Source organism: Streptomyces sp. NPDC007095 (genome assembly GCF_040634475.1).
Lineage (GTDB): Bacteria > Actinomycetota > Actinomycetes > Streptomycetales > Streptomycetaceae > Streptomyces.
In genome coordinates, this window is sequence record NZ_JBEYFS010000029.1 from 20590 (window position 1) to 33393 (window position 12804).

12 protein-coding genes and 1 pseudogene are annotated in these 12804 nt (G+C 70.5%); 5 read left to right on the plus strand and 8 right to left on the minus strand.

All coding sequences use genetic code 11. The features are described 5' to 3' along the window. Nucleotides 1–53: 53 nt before the first annotated feature. The 5 genes from ABZ656_RS12725 to ABZ656_RS12745 are packed head-to-tail and all read right to left on the minus strand — an operon-like array spanning nucleotide 54 to nucleotide 5283. Complete coding sequence (locus ABZ656_RS12725; protein WP_101402158.1) at nucleotides 54–938, minus strand: glycosyltransferase; 885 nt, start codon at nucleotides 936–938, stop codon at nucleotides 54–56. Then, nucleotides 935–1714 carry a CDP-alcohol phosphatidyltransferase family protein gene (locus tag ABZ656_RS12730; RefSeq protein WP_101403938.1) on the minus strand — a complete coding sequence of 260 codons (780 nt, stop codon included), beginning with the start codon at nucleotides 1712–1714 and terminating at the stop codon, nucleotides 935–937. Before ABZ656_RS12730 ends, ABZ656_RS12725 begins: the two co-directional genes overlap by 4 nt. Continuing rightward, nucleotides 1692–2753 carry an iron-containing alcohol dehydrogenase family protein gene (locus tag ABZ656_RS12735; protein ID WP_101402157.1) on the minus strand — a complete coding sequence of 354 codons (1062 nt, stop codon included), beginning with the start codon at nucleotides 2751–2753 and terminating at the stop codon, nucleotides 1692–1694. Before ABZ656_RS12735 ends, ABZ656_RS12730 begins: the two co-directional genes overlap by 23 nt. Further along, nucleotides 2741–3493 (minus strand): phosphocholine cytidylyltransferase family protein, encoded by a 753-nt coding sequence (locus ABZ656_RS12740; RefSeq protein WP_101402156.1) that lies wholly within the window; start codon nucleotides 3491–3493, stop codon nucleotides 2741–2743. Before ABZ656_RS12740 ends, ABZ656_RS12735 begins: the two co-directional genes overlap by 13 nt. Beyond that, a complete protein-coding gene (locus ABZ656_RS12745; RefSeq protein ID WP_101403937.1) occupies nucleotides 3490–5283 on the minus strand; it encodes a CDP-alcohol phosphatidyltransferase family protein in 1794 nt (597 codons plus the stop codon). The genes ABZ656_RS12740 and ABZ656_RS12745 overlap by 4 nt, the downstream gene beginning before the upstream one ends. Before the next feature lie 360 nt (nucleotides 5284–5643). Here ABZ656_RS12745 and galE point away from each other — a divergent pair, with 360 nt between their 5' ends. The 4 genes and pseudogenes from galE to idi all read left to right on the plus strand — a co-directional run bounded on the left by galE (nucleotide 5644) and on the right by idi (nucleotide 9757). Then, nucleotides 5644–6621 (plus strand): UDP-glucose 4-epimerase GalE, encoded by a 978-nt coding sequence (galE, locus tag ABZ656_RS12750; protein ID WP_101402155.1) that lies wholly within the window; start codon nucleotides 5644–5646, stop codon nucleotides 6619–6621. Between the two features lie 138 nt (nucleotides 6622–6759). Further along, nucleotides 6760–7698 (plus strand): cation diffusion facilitator family transporter, encoded by a 939-nt coding sequence (locus tag ABZ656_RS12755; RefSeq protein ID WP_360267301.1) that lies wholly within the window; start codon nucleotides 6760–6762, stop codon nucleotides 7696–7698. A gap of 338 nt (nucleotides 7699–8036) precedes the next feature. After that, nucleotides 8037–8789: pseudogene (locus ABZ656_RS12760) on the plus strand (class I SAM-dependent methyltransferase); the annotation flags it as partial. A gap of 374 nt (nucleotides 8790–9163) precedes the next feature. Further along, complete coding sequence (idi, locus tag ABZ656_RS12765) at nucleotides 9164–9757, plus strand: isopentenyl-diphosphate Delta-isomerase (protein ID WP_101402152.1); 594 nt, start codon at nucleotides 9164–9166, stop codon at nucleotides 9755–9757. 198 nt (nucleotides 9758–9955) lie between these two features. Here the strand turns inward: idi and ABZ656_RS12770 are convergent, their stop codons facing one another. Together ABZ656_RS12770 and ABZ656_RS12775 are read right to left on the minus strand one after the other, a co-directional pair. Beyond that, the gene (locus ABZ656_RS12770) at nucleotides 9956–10462 is read right to left on the minus strand and encodes an ATP-binding protein (protein ID WP_101403936.1); all 507 of its coding nucleotides are present in this window, start codon (nucleotides 10460–10462) and stop codon (nucleotides 9956–9958) included. 221 nt (nucleotides 10463–10683) lie between these two features. After that, nucleotides 10684–11268 (minus strand): DUF308 domain-containing protein, encoded by a 585-nt coding sequence (locus tag ABZ656_RS12775; RefSeq protein WP_101402151.1) that lies wholly within the window; start codon nucleotides 11266–11268, stop codon nucleotides 10684–10686. Between the two features lie 66 nt (nucleotides 11269–11334). Here ABZ656_RS12775 and ABZ656_RS12780 point away from each other — a divergent pair, with 66 nt between their 5' ends. Further along, nucleotides 11335–12144: an enoyl-CoA hydratase-related protein gene (locus ABZ656_RS12780; protein ID WP_360267305.1), complete on the plus strand. Its 810-nt coding sequence runs from the start codon at nucleotides 11335–11337 to the stop codon at nucleotides 12142–12144. On the opposite strand, the gene ABZ656_RS12785 is transcribed toward ABZ656_RS12780, so the two are convergent. Beyond that, entirely contained in the window at nucleotides 12134–12769 is a 636-nt protein-coding gene (locus tag ABZ656_RS12785) for a DJ-1/PfpI family protein (protein ID WP_360267308.1), read from the minus strand. The genes ABZ656_RS12780 and ABZ656_RS12785 overlap by 11 nt on opposite strands. Nucleotides 12770–12804 lie beyond the last annotated feature (35 nt).

Sequence of the window (12804 nt, forward strand, 5' to 3'; positions counted from 1 at the left end):
AGTACGGCGAACGTCCTCCCGGGAACGAGCTTGTCAGAAGGCGTAGCCGCTTGTCAGATGACAGGAGGACGACCGAGGCGGGTCAGCCGCCACACCGTACGCCACTTCATGGGACGCCGGGGCCCGCAGGAAGTGGTCCAGCCCTCCTTGAAACCGCCGAACCACGCCTTCAGGGCAGGTCCCGAGGGACGGCGGGCCAGGGTCAGGAGCATCCAGACGCCGAGGTAGACCGGGACGAGCGGCGCGGGAAGGTTTCGGCGCGCGAGCCAGACGCGATTGCGGGCCACCATGCGGTGGTACACGGCATGCCGCGATGGGGCGGTCGTGGGGTGGTACAGCACCATGTCGGACCGGTAGTCGATCATCCAGCCCGAGTCGAGGGCCCGCCATGCCAGGTCGGTTTCCTCATGGGCGTAGAAGAACTCGTCCGGAAGTCCGCCGACCTCGGCAAAGACCTTCGTACGGACCGCGTTGGCGCCGCCGAGGAAGGTGGTCACGCGCGAGGAGCGCATCGGGTCGGAGGCGCGCAGCCGCGGTACGTGGCGGCGCTGGGTCTCCTTGGTCTCGGGGTCCGCGATCCGGAAGCTGATGATGCCGAGCTCGGGGTCGGCCGCGAAGGCCGTGCGGCACAGCTCGGCGGTGTCGTGGGTGGCGAGGAGACCGTCGTCGTCGAGGAACAGCAGGACGTCGACATCCGTGCCACCGGGCCCGAAGGCCTCGATGCCCACGTTGCGGCCGCCGGGTATGCCGAGGTTCTCGGGCAGCTCGACGGTGCGCACGCCGTCGGGGACGTCCGGGACGGGCGAGCCGTTGCCGACCACGACCACCTCGACCCGGTCGCCGTCCTGCTTGGCGACGGAGTCCAGCAGGGCTCGGAGTTCGTCGGGGCGGTTGCCCATGGTGATGATGACCGCGCCGACCTTCATCGCCGTACTCACTTCAGCCTGCTGGAGGCGAGGATGGACACGAGGTGCAGCACGGTCTGGAGGATGGCGATGCCGGCCAGGACCGCGACGCCGAGGCGGGTGAAGAACAGGTCCCCGCGGACCGAGTCCACGATGGCCAGCACCAGGATCAGCAGGGACGCCTCGATCCCGAGGACCAGCCGGTGGAACTTCAGCGCGGCGGCGGCCTTGCGGGCCAACGCCATGCCGGACGAGCGCGGCTCGGACGCCGACTCCTTGACCGGCGGCAGCCCGCCCTGGTGGCGGGCGACGCCGACGAGGTCGGTCTCGGCCTTGATCAGGATCGCGCCGAGGGCCGCCAGGGTGCCGAGGAAGGCCCAGAGCCAGTCGATCCGCCCGGAACCCCAGGGATCGGCGGCGCGCAGGCCGAAGCCGACGAGTACCGCGGCGTCGGTCAGATAGGCACCGACCCGGTCCAGGTAGACCCCGCCGAGCGAGAACTGCTTCTTCCAGCGCGCTATCTCACCGTCGACACAGTCGAGCAGCAGGTAGAGCTGGACCATGATCACACCGAGCAGGGCGCCCGGGATCCCCGGCACCAGCAGGGCCGGGGCGGCGAGCACGCCGAAGACAGTCATCAGGTACGTGAGCTGGTTGGGCGTGATCCTGGTGTTCACCAGGTAGCGGTCGCAGCGCAGCGAGATCTCTCGCATGTACAGGCGTCCCGCCCAATGCTCACCGCTGCGCCGGTCCTTCACCCCTGCGGGATGAACGACGGGGCGGAGTTCAGCTACTGATGGCCTTGGCATAGTCGGAGTAGATGTCCTTGATCTGGTTGGTTTTCAGGTCGAGGTGTTCGAGGATCGTGTAGCGGCCCGGCCGGGTCTGTGGAGCGAACTCCACGACCTGCACGAACTCGTCCACGGTGAACCCGATCTCCTCGGGCAGTACCGGCAGCCCGTGCCGGCGCAGCACCTCGGCCATGTACGCCGACTCCTCGTGCGCCCCCCGCAGGTACATCGCGAAGGCCGCGCCCAGACCGCACTGCTCGCCGTGGCTCGCCGCGCGCTTGGGGAAGAGCAGGTCGAAGGCGTGGTTGATCTCGTGGCAGGCGCCCGACGAGGGCCGTGAGTCGCCCGACACCGACATGGCGATCCCGCTGAGGACCAGTGCCTCGGCGAGCACCTGAAGGAAGTCGTTGTCGCCGATGCCGCCGGGGTGGCGCAGTACGGCCTCTCCGGCCTGGCGTGCCATCGCGGCCGCGAGACCGTCGATCTTCTCGCCGTTGACACGGTTGGCCAGCTCCCAGTCCGCGATCGCGGAGATGTTGGAGACGGCGTCACCGATGCCGGAGCGCACGAACCGTACGGGGGCGTCGCGGATCACATCGAGGTCGATGACGACCGCGATCGGGTTGGGCACACCGTAGGAGCCGCGGCCCGCGTCGTTGTCGAGGGTCGCGACGGGCGAGCACAGGCCGTCGTGCGCGAGGTTGGTGGGCACGGCGACCAGCGGGAGCCCGACGCGCGCCGCGGCGAACTTCGCGCAGTCGATGATCTTGCCGCCGCCCAGGCCCACGACCGCGTCGTAGTGGCCGGCCTTGATGGCACCGGCCAGCCGGATCGCGTCGTCGAGGGTGCCGCCGCCGACCTCGTACCAGGTGGCGCCGGGCAGGGCCGGGGCGATCCGCTCGCGCAGCCTCGCGCCGGAGCCGTTGCTCACGGCGACGGCCAGCTTCCCGGAGTGCGAGATCCTCTGGTCGGAGAGCACGCTCGCCAGGTCGTCCAGGGCACCCGGGCGGATGTCGACGACGACCGGCGAGGGAATGAGCCTTGTCAGTACTGGCACGCGATCTCCCGTCCCTTGGCGAGGTCGTCGTGGTTGTCGATCTCGACCCACTTGACGTCCCCGATCGGCGCCACGTCGATCTTGAAGCCGCGGTTGACGAGCTCCTGGTAGCCGTGCTCGTAGAACTGCTGCGGGTCCGTCTCCCACACCGTCTTCAGGGCGTCGGCCAGGTCGGCGGCGGCGTCGCCCTCGATGAGGGTGACGCCGATGTACTCGCCGGTGGCCTCGGTGGGCTCCATCAGCTTGGTGATCTTCCGGACGCCCTTGTCGGGGTCCACGACGACCTTCATCTCCTCGTCGGCGAGCTTCTTCACCGTGTCGAGGGCGAGGATGATGCGCTTGCCGTCGCCGCGGGCGGCCAGCAGCGTCTTCTCGACGGAGACCGGGTGCACGGTGTCGCCGTTGGCGAGGATCACACCGTCCTTGAGGGCGTCACGGCCGCACCACAGGGAGTAGGCGTTGTTCCACTCCTCGGCCTTGTCGTTGTCGATGAGGGTGATCTTGAGGCCGTACTTGGCCTCCAGGGCGTCCTTGCGGTCGTACACGGCTTCCTTGCGGTAGCCCACGATGATCCCGACCTCGGTCAGACCGATCTCGGCGAAGTTGCCGAGGGTCAGGTCCAGGACCGTGATGCTGTCCTCTATGCCCGCGGGGCCCACCGGCACGAGAGCCTTTGGGAGGCTGTCGGTGTAGGGACGCAGACGCCGTCCGGCGCCGGCCGCCAGCACGAGGCCGATCATGCGGGTTCTCCTTCATCGTGTACGGCGGGGGCCCCGGAGGACACCCAGAAGCGGATGCTCTCGGCGAGCACCAGCAGCGCCACGGCCACGGCGAGCGCCGTGAGCGCGACCTTGAACTGTGCGGCGGTGAGCAGCGCGGCCAGGACGGTGACCAGCAGCGTCCTGCCTTCGTGCCCGCCGATCGCCCGCACCAGCCAGTGCGGGGGGGCTCCGGCGTTGCCGCGGATGCGGTACACCGTGTCGTAGTGATGGTAGGCGACGGCGGCCACCAGGCCGAAAGCCGCGGGAAGTGCTCCGTTCACATCGGCTTTGGCCGCCAGTACCAGAACGGTGAGGTATTCGGCGGCCCGGAAGAAGGGGGGCACCAGCCAGTCGAGGGCGCCCTTGAGGGGGCGGACGACGGCGAGGGCGGACAGGAGCACGTAGCCGACGGCGCACAGGACGGTCTGCCAGCCCGCGCCCCAGAGCAGGGCCGAGGTCACCACGAGGACGCCGCCGAGGGCGGCACTGACGGGCGCCGCGATACGGACCGTGCCGCGCGCGAAGCGCACCAGCAGTTCGACGAGCGGTCCGCTGTCCGCGAGATCCGCCAGCGCCTGCGCCGCCCGGTCCGTGCGCCGGGCCTTGCGGGTGAGCGAGCGCAGTACGCGGCCCGCCGTGGTGTACGTCGCGGCGAACGCGCAGCCGACGAGCAGCGCGTAGAAGGTGATGCGGGGGGTCGTCAGCGCCGTGAGGACGGCGATCATCGCCCATCGTTCACCGATGGGCAGCACTATCATCCGGCGCACCCAGACCGTCCAGCCGACGCTGTCGAGCTTGTCCGAGAGGGCGGCGGTGGGGCTGGTGTTGGCGGTGGCGTCGTGGTTCGCCTCGTTGAAGGAGAAGTCCACGACGTGCCGGCAGGTCTGGAGGATCATCGCGCCGAGCGCGAGGGCCCATACGTCGTCGCCGCCGCGGGCAGCTCCGAGGGCGAGGCCCGCGTAGTAGGCGTACTCCTTGGCACGGTCGAAGGTCGCGTCCAGCCAGGCGCCGAGCGTCGAGTACTGGAGCGAGTAGCGGGCGAGCTGCCCGTCCGTGCAGTCCAGGACGAAGGAGAACAGGAGCAGCAGCCCGGCCGCGACGAATCCGGCGCGGGTGCCGGTGGCGGCGCAGCCCGCGGCGATCAGCGCGGTGAGCAGGGAGGCGGTGGTGACCTGGTTCGGGGTCAGGCCGCGGCGGGCGCACCAGCGGGCGATGTAGCGCGAGTACGGGCTGATGCAGTACGTGGTGAAGAAGCCGTCGCGGGCCTTCACCGCGCTGCGCAGCCGTACGGCCTCGTCGTCCACGGCGGAGACGGCCTGCCGGGCCTCGTTGCGCTCCTGCGGGTCGGTGGGGACCGCGGCGACGAGCGTGCCGAGCTCGGGGCGGTACACGGCGACGCCGTCCGCGTCGAGGGCCGCGGTGAGCCGCTCGGCGAGGTTGTCGGTGGCGACGGCGAGGCCGCCGGAGGCGGAGCTCTCACGGGCCACGGCACGGGTCAGCGCCCGGCGGGCCTCGGGCTGCACCGATACGGCACCGGGCAGCGCGGAGGCCGCGAACCGCGGGTCCGTGAGGCCGAGGCGCAGTGCGTGCAGGTGCCCCACGAAGCGGGCGTCGACGACGGCGACCCGCTGGTCCGCCGGTACGGCGGCCAGCAGTGTCTCGGCGTCACCGGCTTCGCCGGCGAGCCGCACGTCGAAGCCGAGCGACCGCAGATCGCCCTCGAGCGACGATCCGGGGACCGGCTGGCCGGTGAGGATGGCGGTCGACAGCGAACTCACTCCCTGAGTGCCGACGCGGCCTCGCGCCGGGCGTGTACGTGGTGGGAAGGCCCCGGGCCCCAGGCCCGAGGGGGCTCAGGCCGCTGGGCGGCATGTCGGCAGAGGCTATCGGATGATGAGAAGCGGGCGTTCACCGCCCGTTCACTGCGCGATCAACCACATCTGCGTACCGCCTCCGCCGCGATCATCATCGGTGATCCGGGGGCCGTGTCACAAACCCGCACTCGCAGAACGCGCTATTTGCGTCATTGATCACGACACCTTCCGGACCGTTACGTAGTGGGGCAGGACGGTCGGACCGGCGGCCGGCACCGGAGCCGCCGACGGCGGACCGACATAGGGTGGTCGTCCATGACATGGCTGATCACAGGCGGGGCCGGATACATCGGGGCACACGTGGCGCGGGCGATGGCGGAGGCCGGGGAGCGCGTCGTCGCCCTCGACGACCTCTCGGCCGGTGTTCCGAACCGGCTTCCGGAGAGCATTCCGCTGGTGCAGGGCTCGTCACTGGACGGGGACCTGCTCAAGCGGGTCCTCGCGGAGCACTCGGTGACGGGCGTGGTGCATCTCGCCGCGCGCAAGCAGGTCGGCGAGTCCGTGGCCCAGCCGACGCGCTACTACCAGGAGAACGTGGGCGGGCTCGCGACGCTCCTGGAGGCGGTCGCCGGGGCCGGCGTCAAGCGCTTCGTCTTCTCCTCCTCCGCCGCCGTCTACGGCAACCCGGATGTGGACCTCATCACGGAGGACACTCCCTGTGCGCCGATGAGCCCGTACGGCGAGACGAAGCTCGCCGGCGAGTGGCTGGTCCGCGCGGCGGGCCGGGCCCACGGCGTCGCGACCGTGTGTCTGCGCTACTTCAACGTGGCGGGTGCGGCCACGCCCGAGCTGGCCGACACCGGCGTGTTCAACGTGATCCCGATGGTCTTCGACCGTCTCACCCGCGACGAGGCCCCGCGGATCTTCGGCGACGACTACCCGACGCCGGACGGCACCTGCGTCCGTGACTACATCCACGTCGCCGACCTCGCCGAGGCGCACCTCGCGGCGGCCCGGCGGCTGGCCGGCGGCGCGACGGGCGACCTCACGGTGAACATCGGCCGCGGGGAAGGGGTATCGGTACGTGAACTGCTCACGTTGATCGGCGAGGTCAGCGGGGACACCCGGCGGCCGGTCGTCGAGCCGCGCCGCCCCGGGGACGCGCCGCGCGCGGTCGCCTCGGCCGACCTGGCCGCGCGGGAACTCGACTGGAGCGCGCGGCGCGGGGTCTGGGAGATGGTGGAGTCGGCGTGGCAGGGGTGGGTGCTGCATCACCCCCGGGCACAGGATTAACGATCTTGAGTGTGCTCTGACCTGCCGGATCGTTTCCGCAGGTCAGAGCATATGACAACGGTGTTCGGTGCCGCGTTGCCCGATACCCCCCGCCCGTAGTTCACTGTGATCCCGGGCAGAGCACAGGAGGCGGCTTCCATGGGGGCTGGACACGATCACGGACACGCCCATGGCGCGCCCGCCGGCGGCACGGCGGCAGCCGCGTACCGCGGGAGGCTGCGGGTCGCGCTGTCGATCACGCTCACCGTGATGGTGGTCGAGATCGTCGGCGGCCTCATGGCCGATTCCCTCGCACTCGTCGCCGACGCGGCACACATGGCGACGGACGCGGTGGGACTGGGCATGGCACTGCTCGCGATCCACTTCGCCAACCGCCCGCCCAGCGGCAACCGCACGTTCGGCTACGCGCGGGCCGAGATCCTCGCCGCGCTCGCCAATTGTCTGCTGCTGCTCGGTGTCGGCGGCTACGTCCTGTACGAGGCGATCCACCGCTTCGTGACGCCCGCCGACACCGAGGGCGGTCTGACCATCGTCTTCGGGTTGATCGGTCTGGTCGCGAACACGATCTCGCTCACGCTGCTGCTGCGCGGCCAGGAGGACAGCCTGAACGTGCGCGGCGCCTTCCTGGAAGTGGTGGCGGACGCGCTGGGTTCGGTGGCGGTGATCATCTCCGCCGTGGTGATCATGACCACCGGATGGCAGGCGGCCGACCCGATCGCCTCGATCCTCATCAGCATCATGATCGTCCCGCGCACCTGGAAGCTGCTCCACGAGACGCTCGACGTGCTCCTGGAGGCGGCGCCCAAGAACGTCGACATGGCGGAGGTGCGCACCCACATCCTGGCCCTGCCAGGCGTCGAGGACGTGCACGACCTGCACGCCTGGACCATCACGTCGGGCATGCCGGTTCTCTCCGCCCATGTGGTCGTCAGCTCCGACGTCCTGAACGCCATCGGCCACGAGAAGATGCTCCACGAGCTCCAGGGCTGTCTGGGGCACCACTTCGACGTGGAGCACTGCACCTTCCAGCTGGAACCGAGCGGACACGCGGAGCACGAGGCAAAGCTCTGCCACTGAAGGGCTCCGTCAGGAAGCTCCTGACCCGACGGGCCCTGAAGAGGCTCCTGACCCGACGGGCCCTGAAGAGGCTCCTGATCCGACGGGCTCTCACGAGGCCCTTGATCCGGCGGGCTCTCGAAAGACTATCGAGCCGGCGGGCTCTTAATTCGCGGGCGTGGCCGGCGCCTGCGGTGCTAGCGTGGCCGGAGATCCGAGGAAGAGGTGGGTTGATGACTGTCGCGTTCGGTGCCGCTGTGCGCGGCGACAGGTGCGTCCCCATCCTCCGGGTCCACGGCTGACCCACGCCGAGCGGCGTGCGCGGCGGCCCGGGCCCCCGCATCCAAAGGTTTCCCACGTTGTCCGAGCATCACGACTCGTCCGGCCGCAACGCCCTCCACGAGGCTTTCTTCACCCTGCGTCACCGACTGCCCCGGCAGGGCCCCGGCTCCGACGCCACCACCCGTCACCTGCTCTCACTCGCGGGCCCACTGCCCGTCCGTCCCCGCGTGCTCGACCTGGGCTGCGGCCCCGGCCGCTCGGCGCTGCTCCTGGCCGCCGAGGCCGCGGCCGAGGTGACGGCCGTCGATCTGCACGAACCGTTCCTCGACGAACTGCGGACGGCCGCCGAGGCCCGGGGGCTGACCGCCTCGATCGACGCCGTCCACGGGGACATGGGGGAGCTCACCCACCCCGACGGCTCGTTCGACCTGCTCTGGGCCGAGGGCTCGGCCTATCTGATCGGTTTCGACACCGCCCTGCGCCGCTGGCGGCGGCTGCTCGCCCCCGGCGGCACGCTGGTCCTCACCCACTGTGTGTGGACCACCGACACGCCGTCCGACCAGGCCCGCGCGTTCTGGGAGGACGACTCGTTGCGCACGGCCGACCAGGACACCCGGGTCGCGCGCGACGCCGGGTACTCCGTACTGGGGGTGTACCTCCAGCCGGAGTCCGACTGGGACGAGTACTACGACGCGCTCGGCGTCCACGCCGACGTGGCCGATGTCACCAGGCCCGGCATGGCCGAGGCGGTGGCGGGTGCCCGGGCGGAGATCGCCATGCGCCGCGAACACGGGAGGGAGTACGGCTACGTGGGCTATGTCCTGCGTCCGGTCGCCGTCGGCGACTGACGCCTCCCGTCCGCCCGGTGCCCGCGTCGGCGCCTGCGTCCGTCGCCGTACGGCGGGTGCGCCGCGCACCGCGGTGAACCGGCCGCGGACTACGGCATCCGGCCCGGGTTCGACGGGCCGGACGGGCACCGCCTCCGGGGGTCCCGGCGAACATCTGATGGCCCCTGTCCTGGACGGTTCCCCGTCCGTGGCACCGGGCACGATCAAGTGTCCGGCCGCTTTCGGTGACTGACAGACGTCGGCCGCGTGTCCCGCTCCGGGCTCCTGGAGCGGGACATGCGGGGAGCCGCTAAGTGCCGGGAGTGCCGGTTTCGTACGGCAGACTTGGGGCTCGAAGACCGATGCGAAGGATGGGTATGCCGATCACACCTGCCACCGCGACGCACAGTTCGTCGAACGGCACCGTTGAAGCGATCTTGCTCGAGTTGGTCGACGAGGACGGCAACACGATCGGCACGGCGGAGAAGCTCGCCGCCCATCAGCCACCGGGACAGCTGCACCGGGCCTTCTCCGTGTTCCTCTTCGACGAGCACGGCCGGCTGCTGCTCCAGCAGCGCGCCCTGGGCAAATACCACTCCCCCGGTGTCTGGTCCAACACCTGCTGCGGCCACCCCTACCCCGCCGAGGCGCCCTTCGCGGCGGCGGCCCGGCGGACGTACGAGGAGCTCGGCGTCTCGCCCTCGCTGCTCGCGGAGGCGGGCACGGTCCGCTACAACCACCCGGACCCGGAGTCGGGCCTGGTGGAGCAGGAGTACAACCACCTCTTCGTCGGCATGGTGCAGTCGTCGCTGCGTCCCGATCCGGAGGAGGTCGGGGACACCTCGTTCGTGACCGCCGCCGAACTCATGGAGCGGCACGCGAAGGACCCCTTCTCGGCGTGGTTCATGACGGTCCTGGACGCGGCCCGCCCGGCGATCAGGGAGCTGACGGGCCCGTCCGCCGGCTGGTGACGGTCCCGTCTGCGCGAAGACTCCCCGAGGGTGCTAATGCCGCAACAGGCAACGTTCGCCCCGTCGCGACGCCCGGCACGCACTCTCGCCGCACCGGCCGAAAGCCCAAGTACGTCCAGTACGAGGACTTCCGGCCGGCACGCCGAGAGCACGCACCGGACGCCGCTCCTTGACGGGCAAACGTTGCCTGCCGCGGCACTAGACGATGCTCGCAGTGAGCGGCAGGGCGGCCCAGATCACCTTGCCGCCACTCGTCGTGTGCTCGACGTCGCACACCCCGCCCGACTCCCTGGCGACCTCCCGCACCAGCAACAGCCCACGGCCGCCGGTCTGGCCGTGGTCGGCCTCCAGGGCGGTGGGACGGTAGGGGTGGTTGTCCTCCACCGAGACCCGCACCCACTCGGCTCCTACGGCCACCTCCACGGCGAGCATCGGGGAGAGCAGTGCCGCGTGCCGTACGGCGTTCGTGACCAGTTCGGAGACGATCAGCAAAAGTCCGTGGACGAGGTCGTCCGAGACTGGCACTTGCTGACGGAAGAGCAGGTCACGAACGGCGTGTCGTGCCTGCGGAACCGAGGCGTCGATGGCGGGAGCGGTGAACCGCCACACCCCCTCGTACGGCAGCGGACCCGGCGGTCTCCGATCGGGAGGCACATCCCCGGCGCCTTCAGGGCGGGGGTCGAACCCCCGCCCGTGGTTCTCCATCGTCCGGTCGCCACCCTTGCGCTCGATTGTCACCACACGTCGAGTGTTGGTAACGCGCTGGTCCGGACCGCATCCCTGAACAGAAGTCAGCGACTATCGACGGTTTCTGACCGTTGGCGCATGGAACGGTCGGCCGCGTGACCACTCCTGTCCGTGTGGTGTCTGCTTCGAGAACTATTCGGGTTGTACGGGTTGGGCGCCGGGCTCGCCCGATTCGTCCGTCAGCGGCCGCGCCCCGAGACCAGATGTACGATGCGCCGCCCGCCGAAGCCGGTGGCGATCAGGCCCAGCCCGTCGAAGAGCAGCGCGAGCGAGAAGAAGCAGCCGATGACGTACTTGCTGCTGCTCGGCCAGTTGTCCAGCACCAGGACGCCGAGGAGCAGGTCGAAGACGCCTTGCAGGAGCGTCCAGCCGAACTGCGGACCGCGTACCACGAGGCTGCCGACCAGCCGGAACACTCCGCCGGTCAGGAACAGCAGGGCCGCGAACATGGTGAGCGCCTCGGCCGCGGCGTCCGGGCGGCGGATCACCACCACTCCGGCCGCGATGTTCAGGGCCGCGACCACCACCCCGAGCCAGAAGAAGTTGGTGCCGCGGGCCTGAATCGCGTGCAACAGTCCGACCGCTCCGCCGATCAGCAGCAGCCAGCCGAACAGGATCATCGAGGTCAGGGTCGCGACACCCGTGTAAACGAGCCCGACGAGCCCCGCGATCACCAGGATCACGCCGAACGCGGCGGTCCAGCTGAAGCCGCGGTTCAGTTTCGTGGTCGCGTCGTCCGGCGCCCTGTCCTTGGTCCTGGCCATCAGCGCCTCCTCGCGCCCGGCCCCTTCTTGATCGTACGTTCGAGGGTTGCGGATAGCATCCGGCGTATGGAGCCGCAGCTGCTGCACAGCGTCGGCGACGGGGTCGCCACCGTCGTCATTCACCACCCGGCCAAGCGCAACGCCATGACGGCCGACATGTGGAGGGCGCTGCCGCCCCTGCTCGACGGGCTCGCGGCCGACCCGGACGTCCGTGTACTGGTGCTCACCGGCGAGGGCAGCACCTTCTGCGCGGGGGCCGACATCTCGACGCTGCGGGGCTCCTCGGACGAGGCGCAAGGGCTCGCCGTGAACGCCGAGGAGGCGCTCGCCGCGTTCCCCAAGCCGACGCTCGCGGCGATCCGCGGGTACTGCGTCGGCGGCGGATCCCAGCTCGCGGCGGCCTGCGATCTGCGGTTCGCGGAGGAGGGCGCGCAGTTCGGAGTGACGCCTGCGAAACTGGGGATCGTCTACGCCGCCTCGGCCACCCGGCGGCTGGTGTCGCTGGTGGGTCCGGCGACCGCCAAGTACCTGCTGTTCTCGGGCGAGCTGATCGACACCGAACGGGCGCTGCGCACGGGCCTGGTGGACGAGGTGCTGCCCGAGGGCGAACTCGGCAAGCGGGCCGGGGAGTTCAGCCGCGTCCTGGCCGCGCGGTCGCTGCTGACGCAGGCGTCCGCCAAGGAATTCGCCAATGGGCGGACCGACCGGGACGCGTACTGGGCCGAGCAGGCGCGCGGGAGCGACGACACCGCGGAGGGCGTCGGCGCGTTTCTGGAGCGCCGGCCGCCGCGCTTCACCTGGACCACGCCGGCGTCCACCGTAACCAGTCGGCCGGCCACCACGACCGCTCCGTCGTCCACCGCGACTACTCCATGATGAAGCGGCTCTTCGCCCGGAACTCCGCCACCAGATGTGCAGGAGCCTTCTGGGGTGACCCGGCGTCGTAGGGCGGCTGCGGGTCGTACTCCGTCAGCAGTTGTACGGCCTGTGCGTGTTCGTCGCCCGCGATCCGTCCGAGCAGGGCGAGCCCCATGTCGATGCCGGACGACACGCCGGCCGCCGTGACGTACTTCCCGTCGAACACCACCCGCTCCCCGGTCGGCTCGGCACCGAACCGCTTGAGGTGGTCGAGGGCCAGCCAGTGCGAGGTGGCCCGGCGGCCCTCGAGCAGCCCAGCGGCGGCCAGCAGCAGGGAGCCGGTGCACACGGAGGTCGTCCAGGTGCTCGTGGCGTCGGCGGCGCGCAGCCAGTCCAGCAGGACCCGGTTCTCCATCTGCGGGGTCTGGCCCGGTCCGCCGGGGACCACGACGATGTCCGGGTGCGGCACCTCGGCCAGGGCCCTGTCGGCGGTCAGGGCCAGGTTGCCGCTCTCGTTGCGGACGGGGCCGGTGTGCTCCGCGACGAAGACGGTCTCCGCGCCGGGCAGGCGGCCGAGGGTCTCGTAGGGTCCCACGGCGTCCAGGGCGGTGAAGCGGTCGAAGAGGACGATGGCGATCTGCATCGGGTTCCTTTCCACGGGTGGGTGGGGCAGGGGCG